A 14,291-nucleotide genomic window follows, 5' to 3' on the forward strand; every position below is an offset into this window, starting at 1 on the left:
CGACACACCGGAAGGCTGAGGCGCTACACCCGCTCGAGGTAGAAGTAGTAGTACCGGCCGTTATCCCGGACGCCCTTGCCGTTCATGATGCCCATGACGGCGTTGTCGTCGATCTTCTTGAAGTGGTCGTGCACGGGCTGGCCGTCGTAGACCATGGTCGCGGTGACCTCCCCGCGGAACTCTTCGAGCCAGAGGCTGGCCTCGCCCTTGCCCATCTCGACGTTGGAGAACTTGTTGCCGTCGGCGTCCAGGCAGACCAGCGGCTGCACGTCCCGGGCCGACTTGAAGGTCTTGCCGAACCACCCGGCCTTCTCCAGCTGCCCGTTCATCCGGTGGCCGGTGCGGAATTCGCCGCCCTTCCACTCGCCCAGCATCCCCTCGATCGTGGCGGGCTCGAGGCCGGCCCAGAAGTCGTCGAGATCAGTGTCGGGGATGTCACCGCCGCGCTCCTTGAACTCGGTGAACAGTTTGCGCGCCAAGTCCAACGGAGTCTCCTTACGGTTCGGTGCGGGAAATCCACTCCCGGGCGAAGTGCAACAGGGCGTCATTCTCCTCCACGGCGCCGATGGTGATGCGCACCCCCTCGCCGGCGAACGGTCGCACCACCAGTCGCGCGTCGGCGGCCTGCTCGGTGAAGTCCGTGGTACGAGAGCCCAGCGGCAGCCAGATGAAGTTGGCCTGCGACGGCGGCAGGGTGAACCCGGCGTCGCGCAGCGCGGTGCTGACGCGGGTGCGCTCGGCGACCAGTGCGTCGGTCCGGGCCATCAGCTCGTCGGACGCCTCCAGTGACGCGATGGCGGCCGCCTGCGCGACGTTCGTCACGGCGAACGGCATGACGACCTTGTCCAGCGCGGTAATCAGCTCCGGGTGACTGATCGCATAACCGACGCGCAGGCCGGCGAGCCCGTAGGCCTTCGAAAAGGTCCGCAGCACAACGACATTGCTGCGGGATAAGGCCAACTCCAGGCTGTTGGGCACGAGGCCGTCGCGGATGTACTCGACGTAGGCCTCATCGATGGCGATCAGGATCTCCGGCGGCACCGCCTCCACGAAACGGGTCAGGGCGTCCGGATCGACGACGGTCGACGTCGGATTGTTCGGGTTGCAGACGAAGATCAGCCGGGTGCGATCGGTGATCGCGGCAACCATGGCGTCGAGGTCGTGGGTGTGGTCGGTCAGCGGCACCTTGACCGCGGTCGCGCCGGACACCTGGACGATGGGCAGATAGCACTCGAAGCTGCGCCAGCCCATGATCACCTCGTCGCCGCCCGCGGACGTGATCTGCACCAACTGCTGACACAGGCTGACCGAGCCGCTACCGACCGCGATGTGCTCGGGCGCGACGTCGGAACCCAGGTGCATGGCCAGGGCCGCCTTGAGGTCGACGCTGGCGTTGTCGGGGTAGCGGTTGACGACGGCGACGGCGCGCTCGATCGCCGCGTGCACACTGGGCAGCGGACCGTACACGGTCTCGTTGCTGGCCAGCTTGATGGAGCCCGGCACGTTCTTGCCGGGGACATAGACTGGCAGTCCGACCAGTTCGGGACGCAAGCGGGCGGTCACTTCGACAGTTTATGTCGCGGATGTGTACGCTATGGCCGGTTCCGCGAGACCGGAAAGGGGTCGGGTACCCTCGAACAGTCCAAGGGAGGCGTGCCAGAGCGGCCGAATGGGGCTCACTGCTAATGAGTTGTCCCCCTCAAAGGGGACCGGAGGTTCAAATCCTCTCGCCTCCGCCAAGGAACACGACGCACGACAATTGAACACGGGCGCCCGTAGCTCAACGGATAGAGCATCTGACTACGGATCAGAAGGTTAGGGGTTCGAATCCCTTCGGGCGCGCTCACTGCCTGTATGACGTTCGTTGGCGCTCGACATTTCACCTTCGGCTGATCCTTGACGACCGGAGTTCCCGCGCGCCGAAGCGGTCTAGTGAGACGCGCGGTGCGTCGCCCTTAGGGGCGACGTGTGAAGCTACCCCTGTTGTCGGTTAGGTAGCGACGTTGCAGCCGACTGACGAAAATCTGCGCGGCTCCAAAGCCTGCGCGGATCGCTGCCAGGTCCGCTAAGCGAATTGGCGCGTCGGGGCGCTCTTGAGGTATCGGCTCTGTAGCCGGTTGATGTGCGCCTGCGCTTCGGCGATGTCCCGGTGCAGGGCGGCCGCTTCGGCCCCAGCGCCGCGGGCTTCCAGCCAGGTCAGTTGGCGGGTCATTTTGTCCAGCACCTCGCACAGAGCCCGGATCAGCTCGACGGCTTGGGCGGTATCGCTTTCACCCATCAGAAGATCGTTGCACCAACGGCCTGTTGTTGACAGGGCAATGGCCGATTTGGAACACGGTATTTAACGGAACGTAAAGCGCAGTAGCTGATGCGTCGCAACGGATAACGTTCGAGCCGTTGACACCAGACGGCTGCGAATACACCAGCCTTGTGGATCAACAGGTTCGGGGTTCAAATTCGCTCGGGACAAGGCCGAGGATCTAGCGACCGCCGGACGGACCCCCGAAGGGGCCGCGGCGCTGTGGGACGGTCACGGTCTGGGTGACGGTGCTGGTTTCGGTGCTCGGCGTATCCGCTGTGGTGGGGGTGGTGGTGACAGTCGTGGACGCGGTGGTGGTGGCCGTCGCCGCTGCGGGGCTGCGAGCGGACGAAGCGGTCGCAAGCTTGACCACCGTGAAAGCCGGCGCGGCGAGCACGATCACTCCGATCGCGCCGGTCGCGACCAGCGTGGCCGGACGGTACCAATGTGTCGGCGGCTCGGTTCGGGCGTCGGCTCGTCGGGATACCCGCCATACCGGGTGGCCCGGGTGGGTTCGGAGTAGGGATCGGGTGCTTCGCGATAACGCGGCAGGACACGGAGTTGCCGGGGGATCAGGGCTCGTTCTCGATGAGGCCCAGCGCGCGCTCGAACAGGTGAACCGTGGCCGCGTGCAACTGGTCGCCAACCTCTTTCTCGGCCTTGCCCGCACAGGCCCGGGCGAGCGTGCCCTCGATGACGATCCCCAGCTTGAAGCAGGCCAGCACGGTGTACCAGGTGATGTGCGACAGGTCGCGGGTGGTGTTTGCCGCATAGCGCTCGAAGAGCTCGTCGGTGCTGGCCAGCCCCTCCTGCCCGCCGAGGGCGTGGCTGAACACGCTCGACCCGTCGGGCTGGCGCCAGGTGGCCAGCAGCCAGCCCAGGTCCAGCAGCGGATCCCCGATCGTGCACATCTCCCAGTCGACGATCGCGACCACGTCCGGGCCGGTGTTGGAGAACATCACGTTGGCGGCGTGGTAGTCGCCGTGCATGATCCCGGGCGCCCACGTGGCCGGCCGATGGCGCTCCAGCCAGGCCGACACTTCCGCGATGCCCGGGATCTGCGGCCCGGGGTAGCCGTCGTACTCGTTGTAGGAGTCCAGCTCGGCAAGCCAGCGTGGAACCTGGCGTTCCAGGAAGCCCTCCGGTTTCCCGAAATCGCCGAGACCCACCGCGACATGGTCGACGGCGCCCAGCTTGGCCAACGCATCGGCCATTGAGAGGCCCATGCCGTGCCGCACGCCGGGATCGCCCGTATGCAGCGGCGGCAGTCCTTCGCCGGCGTTGAATCCCTCGACCGGGTCCATCAGGTAGAAGACGGCGTCGCCCAGCACGGCGGGGTCCTCGCACGCCGCGATCAGGTGGGGGTGCGGCACGTCGGATCCGGCCAGGGCGGCAAGGACTTTCGTTTCCCGCAGGATGACGCTGTTGCTCCGGGGACGCAGGTGCCGCGGGCCCCGCCGCAACACGTACGGCCGGCCGGCCCTGGTGAACCGGATCATGACGTTCTGGGTTCCGCCCGTGACGGCGGTGACGTCCTCCAGCGGGCCCTCGCCGAGTCCCCGCCCCGACATCCAGGCCGCGACGGCGTCCAGGTTCACGGCATCCACGTTCAGCCGATACCGATCTCGTCCATGTCAGCGCTCCTCCGCAACCCTGTGGGCAGTCTGGGAAAAAGCGTAAGCCACCGCCGGGAACGGGCTTCGGGCGGCGGAGCCTGGAACAATAGTGTGCGCAACTAACTGAATCTTGCTCCTGAAGGGACTGGCGATGCCGCGTACCGACAACGACTCCTGGGACATCACCCAAAGCGTGGGGGCCACCGCATTGGGTGTCGCGGCGGCGCGGGCCGCCGAGACGGAGAGCGAGAACCCACTCATCAGCGACCCGTTCGCGCGCGTGTTCGTGGACGCGGCCGGCGAAGGCATGTGGAGCATCTATGCCGATCCTGAGCTGCTGGCCAAGGCGGTGGAGCTCGAGCCCGACGTGCGCACGCGCATCCAGCTGATGATCGACTTCATGGCCACGCGGACAGCCTTTTTCGACGAGTTCTTCCTGGGCGCCGCCGAGTCCGGCGTACGGCAGGTGGTGATCCTGGCCGCCGGGCTGGACGCCCGCACCTGGCGGCTGCCGTGGCCCGACGGCACGGTCGTCTACGAACTCGATCAACCCAAGGTCCTGGAGTTCAAATCCACCACGCTGCGCGAGCACGGCGCGCAGCCCAGGGCGCGGCTGGTCAACGTGCCCATCGACCTGCGGCAAGACTGGCCGAAGGCGTTGCAGGAGGCCGGGTTTGATGCGTCGAGGCCCGCCGCCTGGTCGGCCGAGGGCCTGGTGCGTTACCTGCCGGCGCAGGGCCAGGACCTGTTGTTCGAGCGCATCCATTCGCTCAGCGCCGACGGCAGCTGGCTGGCTTCCAACGTGCCGGGCGAAGGGTTCACCGACCCCGATCTCGTCCGGCGTCAGCGCGAGGAGATGCGGCGCATGCGGGCAGCGGCGGCCAAGCTGGTCGATTCCGAGATCACCGATTTGGACGACCTCTGGTATCCCGAAGAGCGCACCGCCGTCGACGCCTGGCTGCGGGAGCGCGACTGGGATGTCGCCACGGCGACGTTCGCCGAACTGATGGCTCGTTACGGTCGCAGCGTTCCTCAGGACTCCGAGGGCGCGGTGCCGCCCACCCTGTACGTGTCCGCGCGGCGACGTTAGCTAGCGCGTCAAACCACTTCGATTCGGTCCCCGGGCTCCGCTGGCGCACTGCCGAATTCACCCGCGACGAATGTTTAGACATAAGTCGAATGGGTAACTATGCTCCACGAGAAATTTTTCTCGACCACATTGGAGGGCACCATGCGTGGCAGCGGAATCATCGGCACCCTCGCCCTGGTATGGCTGCTCATCGGGGTATTCGCGGCATGGCAACGCGACTACTTCAAAGGTGACTCGACCAGCTGTGTCACGGCGGGCAACATCGCGTTGACCGTCATCGCGGGGCCTTTGAATTACGGGGGCGTCAACCCGAAAGTCAAGGACTGCCATGTTCCGCAGCCCAGTTCAATGCCTGGTGTTTTACTGCCCCTCACCTAAAGGAGTCGTCATGATTGTCTTGGGCGTAGTCCTGCTTATTCTCGGGTTTGTATTCAGCGTCCCATTGCTGTGGGAAATCGGCGTCGTCGTGTTGGTCATCGGCGCCGTGTTGTGGATCATGGGCTCGATCGGTCGTCCAGTCGCCGGCCGGCGCTATTGGTATTAGCCACCACGCCGGGAAACGGGATCGCGCGACTGTCCGGCAGTCGCGCGATCCCGTTCACAGCTGGCGCAAAGCTGCGCCATAGCGGCGGCTCAGCACGGTGCGGATACTGGAACTCGTGACACAGCCCCGCGCCTCCGTCGAACGGGTGGTCATGTGTCGCGCGGACGGCAATCCGATCAATGTGTTGGTCGTGGACGACGAGTCCGTCCTGGCCGAAATGGTGTCGATGGCGCTGCGGTACGAGGGGTGGAACATCGCCACCGCCGGCGACGGTGCTTCGGCCATTGCCGCCGCCCGGGCCCAGCGCCCCGACGTGGTCGTCCTCGATGTGATGCTGCCCGACATGAGCGGGCTCGACGTCTTGCACAAGCTGCGTGAAGAGAACCCGCAGCTCCCGGTGCTGCTGCTGACGGCGAAGGATGCGGTGGAAGACCGCATCGCCGGGCTGACCGCGGGCGGCGACGACTATGTCACCAAGCCGTTCAGCATCGAAGAGGTGGTGCTGCGGCTGCGCGCGCTGCTGCGGCGCACCGGGGTGACGACGCTGGACAGCGGCGCGCAGCTGATGGTCGGCGACCTGGTGCTCGACGAGGACAGCCACGAGGTCACCCGGGCCGGCGAGCCGATCGCGTTGACCTCCACCGAGTTCGAGTTGCTGCGTTTCATGATGCGCAACTCCAAGCGGGTGCTGAGCAAGGCCCAAATCCTCGACCGGGTATGGAGCTACGACTTCGGCGGCCGGTCGAACATCGTCGAGCTCTACATCTCCTATCTGCGCAAGAAGATCGACAACGGGCGCGACCCCATGATCCACACGCTGCGGGGCGCGGGTTATGTCCTCAAGCCGGCTCGCTAGGAGCGATCGCAAGCGCGGCGAAGCCGGGCGCAGCGGGTCGCGATTTTTGGCTAGGAGCGATCGCAAGCGCGGCGAAGCCGGGCGCAGCGGGTCGCGATTTTTGGCTAGGCGCGCTGAGCCGCGGCGGGCCTGGTCGCTGCGGCTGCGGCTGCTGGTCGGGCAGATCGTCGTGCTGGCCTTGGTGTGCGTCGGAATCACCGCGGTGACCGAACTGGCGCTCAACCACCACCTGGTCAAGCAGCTCGACGGGCAGCTCGCCGGCACGTCGTTCCGTTCGGCGCTGATGTATCCCGAACCGAACCACCCGGGATGGCGGCGCGAGCACTCCTACTATCCGCGGCCGGGCCCCGGCCCGCGATTCCTGGACGCCCCCGGCCAGCCGGCAGGCATGTTGGCCGCGGTCGTCAATCACGGCGAGATCGTCGACGCCGGCTACCTCACGAGCAGCGGCACCCGCGCCGCGCTGACCCCGACGGCCCAGAGCCAGCTGGAACGGATAGCCGCCAGTCGCGCGCCGGTCACCGTGGAACTGGACGGCCTCGGCCGATACCGGGTGGTAGCGGCCCCGAGCCGGAACGGCGCCGACACGATCGTCACCGGCCTCTCGATGTCCAACATCGACGCCACGCTGATCCGGATGCTGATCATCTTCGGCCTCGTCACCGTGGTCGCGCTGGCGGCCGCGACCATCGCCGGGGTGATCATCATCCGCCGGGCGCTGGCGCCTCTGCGCCGCGTCGTGCAGACCGCGAGCAAGGTGGCCGACCTGCCGCTGGATCGCGGGGAGGTTCAGCTGCCGGTCCGGGTGCGCGAATCGGACGCGAATCCCTCCACCGAGGTGGGCCAACTCGGGTCGGCCCTCAACCGGATGCTGGACCACATCGCGTCCGCGCTGTCGGCGCGGCAGGCCAGCGAGACCCGCGTCCGTCAGTTCGTCGCCGACGCCAGCCACGAGCTGCGCACCCCGCTGGCCGCGATCCGCGGCTACACCGAACTCACCCAACGCATGGGGGACGACCGCGAGGCGGCGGCGCACGCGATGAGCCGGGTCGCCTCCGAGACCGAACGGATGACGCGGCTGGTCGAGGACCTGCTGCTGCTCGCCCGCCTGGACTCCGGCCGCCCGCTGGAACGCGAACCGGTCGATTTATCGCGGGTGGCCGTCGACGCGGTCAACGACGCGCATGTCGCCGGGCCGGACCACCAGTGGGAACTCGACCTGCCGGAGGAACCTGTGATCGTCACCGGTGATGCGGCCCGGCTCCACCAGGTGCTGACCAACCTGCTCGCCAACGCCCGCCTGCACACCGGCGCGGGCACGGTGGTGACGACGCGCCTGGGCACCGAGCCTGATCACACCGTGCTGCAGGTGATCGACAACGGCCCCGGCATCCCGGTGGCACTGCAATCCGAGGTGTTCGAGCGGTTCGCCCGCGGCGATACCTCGCGCTCCCGCAAGGGCGGCAGCACCGGGCTGGGTCTGGCGATCGTGTCCGCGGTCGTCAAGGCCCACAACGGGACCATCACGGTGGACAGTTCACCCGGCCATACCGAGTTCACGGTGCGGTTGCCACTCAACGGGTGGCAACCGCCCGCAACCTCGGCTAGCTAGAGCAGGTGACGTCGATTTCGAACGGCTTGTTCACAGGCTGCATGGGGTTGGCCATGTCGACCCCGGTGGCCGTTCCGGTGATCTTGTAGCTGTTGCCGTTCTTCTCGGCGGAGGCGTTGCCCTGGCCGGTTCCCGAGGTGTACCCGAGCGTCACACCGTTGACGTTGCCCAGGCCAACGGATTTCACCTGCGGCGGGTTGGCGTCGGTGAGCACGGCGGCGATGCCGGTCGCTGCGCCACCGATCGCGATGTTGACGGTGCCGCCCGCGGACGTGCACACGACGGAGCCGCTCACGTTCTGGTCCTTGCCGTCGATGAGGACCTTGGTTCCGCTGGCGGCGCCCGCCGAGGTGTTCACGGCGGAGGTGGTGCCCGAACCGCCCGAACTCTGCTTGTTACTCGAACAGCCGGAAACTCCGGCGGCCAGAATTGCCGCTCCAGCCACCGCGACGATCAGTCCACGCTTCACGTGTTCTCCTTTGCCCGATAGTTGCGGCCCTCGGCATTGAGGGCCGTGGGGGCAGTATGCGGGTTAACTAGTCCGCGAATCCAGGGTTCCGGGTAATCGGTTTTTGTGTCCATTGGCCACTTGACGAGATCCGGTGGAATGGCCCCGGTCAACGGCACGTCGGTGGCACTGTATTGGCGTGCAGCACAAACCCCCCACCGCAGTCATCGAGGCGGCGCACCGCGCACACGCGCTGCCCTTCGCTGACGACGCGGACTTCCACAACGCTGACCGCGGGTTCATCGCCGCCCTGTCGCCGTGCGTGATCAAGGCGGCCGACGGCCGGGTGGTGTGGGACAACGACGCCTACTCCTTTCTGCGCGGTCAGGCGCCGGCGTCGGTGCACCCCAGCTTGTGGCGGCAGTCGGCACTGGCCGCCAAACAAGGCCTCTACGAAGTGGTGCCCGGCATCTACCAGGTCCGTGGCTTCGACATCTCCAACGTCACGTTCGTCGAGACCGATACGGGCGTCATCGTCATCGACCCATTGGTGTCCACCGAGGTCGCGGCGGCGGCGCTGGCGTTGTATCGCGCCCACCGGACGGGCGAACGCCCCGTCGTCGCGGTGATCTACACCCACAGCCACGTCGACCACTTCGGCGGCGTGCTGGGAGTCACCTCACAGGCGGACGTGGACGCCGGCACGGTGGCCGTGCTGGCGCCGGAAGGCTTCGCCGAGCACGCCGTCCGGGAGAACGTCTACGCCGGTCCGGCCATGGCGCGGCGGGCCACCTACATGTACGGCACCCTGCTGCCCCGCGGGCCGCAGGACCAGGTCGGTTGCGGCCTCGGCCAGGCGCCGTCCACCGGTGAGGTGGCGATCATCGTCCCCACCATCGACGTCCGCGAGACCGGCGAGAGGCACACCATCGACGGCGTGGAGATCGAGTTCCAGATGGCACCCGGCACCGAGGCGCCCGCCGAAATGCACTTCTACTTCCCGCGTTTCCGCGCTTTGTGCATGGCCGAGAACGCCACCCACAACCTGCACAACCTGCTGACCCTGCGCGGCGCCCTGGTGCGCGACCCGCACGCCTGGTCCGGTTACCTCACCGAGGCGATCGACACCTTTGCCGACCGCGCCGACGTGGTGTTCGCCTCCCACCACTGGCCCACCTGGGGCAGGGAGAGCATCGTCGAATTCCTTTCACTGCAGCGCGACATGTACGCCTACCTGCACGACCAGACGCTGCGGTTGCTCAACCGGGGCTATACCGGGGTCGAGATTGCGGAGATGTTCCAGATGCCGCCGGCGCTCGAGCGCGCGTGGCACACCCACGGGTATTACGGTTCGGTCAGCCACAACGTGAAGGCCGTCTACCAGCGTTACATGGGCTGGTTCGACGGCAACCCGGCCAGGCTGTGGCCGCATCCGCCGGAGGCCCTCGCTCCCCGCTACGTCGAGGCGATGGGCGGAATCGACCGAGTGGTCGAGCTGGCTCGGACGGCGTTCAACTCCGGCGACTTACGTTGGGCGGCAACGCTGCTGGACCATGCCGTCTTCGCCGACAGCGCTCATGCCGGCGCGCGTGCGCTCTACGCCGACACGCTCGAGCAGCTGGCCTACGGTGCCGAGAACGCGACGTGGCGCAACTTCTTCCTCAGCGGCGCAACCGAATTGCGGGACGGAAACTTCGGCACCGCGACTCAGGCCACCTCGCCCACCATGCTGTCGCAGCTGACCCCGGAGCAGATCTTCGACAGCCTCGCCATCCGGGTGGACGGGCCGCGCAGCTGGGATCTCGACCTCGCCATCGACATCGCCTTCGCCGACCTGGCCGTCAACTACCGGCTGACCCTGCGCAACGGGGTGCTCGTCCACCGCAAGGCGGCGGCCGAGCCCGCGACGGCGACCGTGACGGTCCGGCTGGACGGCAAGTCCCGGCTGCTGGCCGCGGCGCTGGGCGACTTCGGCTCGCCGGGTCTGCAGATATCCGGCGACCAGGCGGCGCTGCGGGCCTTCCTGGGTGCGCTGGACCAGCCCGACCCGGGCTTCAACATCGTCACCCCGTGACGCCGAGATTGCCTCGAGGGCTGTTGGCGGCGGGCAGGTCACGACCACGGCGGCAATCTCGGTGCTACGCGCATTCAGACGTCGATGACGACCTTGCCCAACACTTTGCGGTCGGCCACGTGCCGCAGCGCGGCGGCGGTTTCGGACAGCGGGAACCGCGCACCGATGTACGGACGAATCGTGCCGGCGGCGAACATCTGCGAGAGCTCCCGCATGTCGCGGGCGGCCTCGTCCGGGTGGTCGGTCATGAAGGTGCGGATCTCCATGCCCCGCACGCAGATGTCCTTGAGCAGAACGAGATTGAGCGGGATGGCCGGTATGGACCCCGCGGCATAGCCCAAAGTGACGAAGGTGCCACCGCGGGCCAGCGCCCGCAGCGCCGGCTCGGCGTACGGCCCGCCGACGGGGTCGATCACCACTCGGGCGGCATCGCCGGTGAGGTCGCGGATGCGCGCCTTCAAGTCCTCCCGGTCATAGTCGACGGTCGCCTTGGCGCCGCGTCGACGGCACAGGTCCAGTTTCTCGGGGCTCGACGCGGCGGCCAGCACCCGGGCTTTCATGGCGACGGCCAGGTCGACCGCGGCCAGCCCCACGCCGCCCGCGGCGCCCAGCACGACGACCCAATCCCCTTCCGCCACCGCCGCGGTCGAGCGCAACGCGTGATACGCGGTGCGGTACGTCACGCCGAAGGCCGCGGCCGACGCGAAGTCGGCGTCGTCGGGAATGAGCGACGCCTGGCCCGCATCGAGCAGTGCGCGTTCGGCGAACGCCCCGAAGGTGGTTCCGGACACGCGCTGGCCCGGCGTGAACGGCGCGCCGGCGCCGGTGGCGATCACCTCGCCGGCGATCTCGTTGCCCGGGATGAATGGCGGCGGGATCTTTACCTGGTACTTGCCGGCGATGAACAGCACGTCGGGGAAATTGACAGCGGCGGCATGCACCCGCACCAGCAGCTGCCCGGGCGCCGGAACCGGCTCGTCAACGTCCTCGAGAACCAGATCTTCCGGTGAGCCATAGGAGCGGCAGACGATCGCGCGCATCAGCTGACCCCCAGACCACGCAGGCAGAATCCCACCAGGTGTGCGATGTCGTCGGACCCGGGCCGGTCGGCCGAGCCCACGTATCGTCGCATACTCGCCGCCGTGCAACTGAACACCGCTTCGACGTCGCGGTCGACGTCTCTGCTGCCCAGTGCCGCAACGGGTTCGACGAGCAGGTCGCGCAGCGGCCGCAGCATCTCCCGGTCCACCGCTCGCCAATCCGACAGCTGTCCGGCGGCCGCCCGGCTCATGCTGATCAAGTGCGGGTCGGCGACCTGCGCCAGCGTGCCCTCGATCCAGCGAGCGACCCGCTCGCGCGGCTCGCTCTCCTTGGCCATCTGGTGCTCGAGGTAGGACACGACGATGCTGACCCCGCGCTCCATGACGGCCAGGATGAGATCGTCCTTGCCGGCGAAATAGCGGTAGAACGCCTTGTTCGACGTGCCGGCCTCGGCGACGATGTCGCTCACCCGCGGCGGCTCGGGCGCGACCCGTTCCATGACTCGCACCGCGGCAGACAGGATGCGCTCCACCTCTTCGGTGGCCTCCCGCTGGCGGTCGTCGAGCGCCCGCTCGACCGCCGCGGTCACCCTGCTGCTCACGGCGAATCGGGCAGCGCCGGAACGCGGTCGACGAGGTCGCCGTACTTGGTGCGGGCGGCCTCCCGACGGATGTCCAGCAGCTCACTGGGCCACTCGGGGTCCTCGGCCTCGTATCCCTTGAGCAGCAGCCGGGCCAGGTTGACCTTGTGGGCCTCGGTCGGCCCGTCGGCCAGGCCAAGCGCCACCCCGCCGAGCAGCACGTTGACCAGCGGCAGCTGGTCGGTGGTGCCCAGCGCCCCGTGCACCTGGATCGCGCGCAGCCCAATGGATTTGAGCACTTGTGACGCCAGGATCTTGCAGGCGCCGATCTCGGCGCGGGCCGCATGTTCGCCGGCGGTGTCGATCAGCCACGCGGCGTGCAGCACCGCTAGCCGGAACGGCATCAACTCGGTGTAGGAATCGGCGATGAATGCCTGCACCAACTGTTTGTCGGCCAGCGAACTGCCCTGAGTGAAACGGCTTTTCGCGCGGCGGGCCATCATCTCCACCGCGCGTTGGGCGACCCCGATCGATCGCATCGCGTGGTGCAGCCGCCCGCCGGCCAGCCGGGTCTGCAGGATCATGAAGCCCTGGCCGGGTTCACCCAGCAGCGCGTCCGACGGCACGCGCACCCCGTCGTAGTGCACCAGCGAATGCCCGGGTTCGTGCGGCAGCGCACCGACCAGATGATGGGTGGCCTCGATGGTCAGGCCATCGGTTCCGGCCGGCACCAAAAACGTCGACGCGCCGCGGTGGACCGGCACGTCCGGGTCGGTGATCGCGACGACGATGAAGAACGAGGCCACGGAGGCGTTGGAGGAGAAGTACTTTCGCCCGGTGATCACCCAGTCGTCGCCGTCGCGGAACGCGCGCGTCCGGAAAACCCGCGGGTCGGCGCCGCCCTGCGGCTCCGTCATGGAAAAGCAGGAGAAGATCTCCCCGGACAGCAGGCCCGCGAGGTAGCGGTCCTTCTGCCGCTGGGTTCCGAAGCGGGCGATGATCTCCGCGTTGCCGGTGTCAGGCGCCTGCGTGCCGAACACGATCGGCGCCCACGGGCTGCGGCCCAGGATTTCGTTGATCAACGTCAGCTTGACCGCGCCGAAGCCCTGTCCGCCGAGTTCGGGCCCCAGATGTGGTGCCCACAAACCCTGGTCGCGCACCCGCTGTTTGAGCGGGTCGACGATCCGGCGGCGCTCGTCGTTCAGCGGCAGGAACTCGCAACCCGGGAACAGCACCTCGAGGGGTTCCACCTCTTGGCGGACGAACTGCCGGATCCACTCCAGCTTCTTCTCGAACTCCGGTTCGGTGGAGAAGTCCCACGACATTCGGATACTCCTATTCGTTCATTGGCGCGACCCCGCCGCGTCACGGAATTCCGCCGTCGGCGCGCAGGATCGAGCCGGTGGTGAAACTGGACGCGTCGGATGCCAAAAATAATGCCGCGCCGACGATTTCGGCCGGATCCCCGGCGCGCTGCAGTGCCAGGTGCCCGAACGGCTTGCCCTCGGCCGCCTCGAGGTTCCAGGCCTTGCTCACATCGGTCAGAAACGGTCCGGCCATCAGTGTGTTGACCCGCACGGCCGGCCCGTAGGCCTTCGCCAGCGCCTCGGTCATCGCGTTGAGCCCGGCCTTGGCGGCGGCGTAGGGGATGATGTCGGGCGTGGGGCGCAGCGATCCGGCCGTGCTCACGTTGATGATCGACCCGCGTCCGGCCGCCACCATCCGCTCGCCCACCAAGGCCGACAACCGGAACGGCCCCTTGAGGTTCAGGTTGACCACCGCGTCGAACAACTTCTCGGTGACATCGGTCAGCTTGTCGTACAGCGGTGACATCCCGGCGTTGTTGATCAGCGTGTCGACCTTGCCGAAGCGGTCATAGGTGGCCTCGACCAGCCCGTCGAGCTGATCCCAGCGACCGACGTGCACCTGATACGGCATGGCGGAGCGACCGGTTTCGGCTTCGATCTCCTTGGCGGTGGTCACGCAGTTGTCCATGTTGCGGCTGGCGATCACGACGTCGGCGCCGCAGCGCGCGGCGGCGAACGCCATCTCGCGGCCCAGTCCGCGGCTGCCGCCGGTGACCAGCACGACTCGGTCGGTGAGATCGAAAAGCTGGTCGGCGTAACCCATT

The 14,291-nt window shown here is 67.5% G+C and carries 15 protein-coding genes and 2 tRNA genes; 8 read left to right on the forward strand and 9 right to left on the reverse strand.

Annotation, left to right across the window (positions count from 1 at the left end; genetic code table 11):
• Positions 1-23 precede the first annotated feature (23 nt).
• Both U8D42_RS23530 and hisC read right to left on the reverse strand, forming a co-directional pair.
• Positions 24-485 carry a DUF4334 domain-containing protein gene (locus tag U8D42_RS23530; RefSeq protein ID WP_322860863.1) on the reverse strand — a complete coding sequence of 154 codons (462 nt, stop codon included), beginning with the start codon at positions 483-485 and terminating at the stop codon, positions 24-26.
• Positions 486-495: 10 nt separating this feature from the next.
• On the reverse strand, positions 496-1,563 hold the full coding sequence (hisC, locus tag U8D42_RS23535) for a histidinol-phosphate transaminase (RefSeq protein ID WP_322860862.1): 1,068 nt from the start codon (positions 1,561-1,563) through the stop codon (positions 496-498).
• Positions 1,564-1,647: 84 nt separating this feature from the next.
• Here hisC and U8D42_RS23540 point away from each other — a divergent pair.
• Both U8D42_RS23540 and U8D42_RS23545 read left to right on the forward strand, forming a co-directional pair.
• Positions 1,648-1,739 (forward strand) — tRNA-Ser (locus tag U8D42_RS23540).
• Positions 1,740-1,769: 30 nt separating this feature from the next.
• A tRNA-Arg gene (locus U8D42_RS23545) sits at positions 1,770-1,842 on the forward strand.
• 223 nt (positions 1,843-2,065) lie between these two features.
• Here U8D42_RS23545 and U8D42_RS23550 read toward each other — a convergent pair.
• Both U8D42_RS23550 and U8D42_RS23555 read right to left on the reverse strand, forming a co-directional pair.
• Positions 2,066-2,278 (reverse strand): hypothetical protein, encoded by a 213-nt coding sequence (locus U8D42_RS23550; RefSeq protein ID WP_322860861.1) that lies wholly within the window; start codon positions 2,276-2,278, stop codon positions 2,066-2,068.
• A 593-nt stretch (positions 2,279-2,871) separates the two neighbouring features.
• Complete coding sequence (locus U8D42_RS23555) at positions 2,872-3,870, reverse strand: phosphotransferase family protein (RefSeq protein WP_322860880.1); 999 nt, start codon at positions 3,868-3,870, stop codon at positions 2,872-2,874.
• 196 nt (positions 3,871-4,066) lie between these two features.
• Here U8D42_RS23555 and U8D42_RS23560 point away from each other — a divergent pair, with 196 nt between their 5' ends.
• The 5 genes from U8D42_RS23560 to U8D42_RS23580 all read left to right on the forward strand — a co-directional run bounded on the left by U8D42_RS23560 (position 4,067) and on the right by U8D42_RS23580 (position 8,017).
• Positions 4,067-5,005 (forward strand): class I SAM-dependent methyltransferase, encoded by a 939-nt coding sequence (locus U8D42_RS23560; protein ID WP_085242516.1) that lies wholly within the window; start codon positions 4,067-4,069, stop codon positions 5,003-5,005.
• A 129-nt stretch (positions 5,006-5,134) separates the two neighbouring features.
• Positions 5,135-5,383 (forward strand): hypothetical protein, encoded by a 249-nt coding sequence (locus U8D42_RS23565; protein ID WP_085242547.1) that lies wholly within the window; start codon positions 5,135-5,137, stop codon positions 5,381-5,383.
• 10 nt (positions 5,384-5,393) lie between these two features.
• A complete protein-coding gene (locus U8D42_RS23570; protein ID WP_090419013.1) occupies positions 5,394-5,549 on the forward strand; it encodes a DUF6131 family protein in 156 nt (51 codons plus the stop codon).
• A gap of 151 nt (positions 5,550-5,700) precedes the next feature.
• A complete protein-coding gene (locus tag U8D42_RS23575) occupies positions 5,701-6,405 on the forward strand; it encodes a response regulator transcription factor (RefSeq protein WP_090421362.1) in 705 nt (234 codons plus the stop codon).
• Positions 6,383-8,017 carry a sensor histidine kinase gene (locus tag U8D42_RS23580; protein ID WP_322860860.1) on the forward strand — a complete coding sequence of 545 codons (1,635 nt, stop codon included), beginning with the start codon at positions 6,383-6,385 and terminating at the stop codon, positions 8,015-8,017. The genes U8D42_RS23575 and U8D42_RS23580 overlap by 23 nt, the downstream gene beginning before the upstream one ends.
• Here U8D42_RS23580 and U8D42_RS23585 read toward each other — a convergent pair.
• Complete coding sequence (locus U8D42_RS23585; protein WP_322860859.1) at positions 8,010-8,486, reverse strand: lipoprotein LpqH; 477 nt, start codon at positions 8,484-8,486, stop codon at positions 8,010-8,012. The two genes, U8D42_RS23580 and U8D42_RS23585, sit on opposite strands and share 8 nt — an antisense overlap.
• A 172-nt stretch (positions 8,487-8,658) precedes the next feature.
• Between U8D42_RS23585 and U8D42_RS23590 the strand changes: the two genes are divergently transcribed.
• Entirely contained in the window at positions 8,659-10,539 is a 1,881-nt protein-coding gene (locus U8D42_RS23590; RefSeq protein ID WP_322860879.1) for an alkyl/aryl-sulfatase, read from the forward strand.
• 74 nt (positions 10,540-10,613) lie between these two features.
• Here U8D42_RS23590 and U8D42_RS23595 read toward each other — a convergent pair whose 3' ends face one another.
• The 4 genes from U8D42_RS23595 to U8D42_RS23610 are packed head-to-tail and all read right to left on the reverse strand — an operon-like array spanning position 10,614 to position 14,290.
• Positions 10,614-11,579 carry an NADPH:quinone oxidoreductase family protein gene (locus U8D42_RS23595; protein WP_322860858.1) on the reverse strand — a complete coding sequence of 322 codons (966 nt, stop codon included), beginning with the start codon at positions 11,577-11,579 and terminating at the stop codon, positions 10,614-10,616.
• Positions 11,579-12,181: a TetR/AcrR family transcriptional regulator gene (locus U8D42_RS23600; RefSeq protein ID WP_085242520.1), complete on the reverse strand. Its 603-nt coding sequence runs from the start codon at positions 12,179-12,181 to the stop codon at positions 11,579-11,581. Before U8D42_RS23600 ends, U8D42_RS23595 begins: the two co-directional genes overlap by 1 nt.
• The gene (locus U8D42_RS23605; RefSeq protein ID WP_322860857.1) at positions 12,178-13,485 is read right to left on the reverse strand and encodes an acyl-CoA dehydrogenase family protein; all 1,308 of its coding nucleotides are present in this window, start codon (positions 13,483-13,485) and stop codon (positions 12,178-12,180) included. Before U8D42_RS23605 ends, U8D42_RS23600 begins: the two co-directional genes overlap by 4 nt.
• A 40-nt stretch (positions 13,486-13,525) precedes the next feature.
• Complete coding sequence (locus U8D42_RS23610) at positions 13,526-14,290, reverse strand: SDR family NAD(P)-dependent oxidoreductase (protein WP_322860856.1); 765 nt, start codon at positions 14,288-14,290, stop codon at positions 13,526-13,528.
• Between the last annotated feature and the right edge of the window lies 1 nt (position 14,291).

Source organism: Mycobacterium europaeum (assembly GCF_034555895.2).
Classification (GTDB): Bacteria; Actinomycetota; Actinomycetes; order Mycobacteriales; family Mycobacteriaceae; genus Mycobacterium; species Mycobacterium europaeum.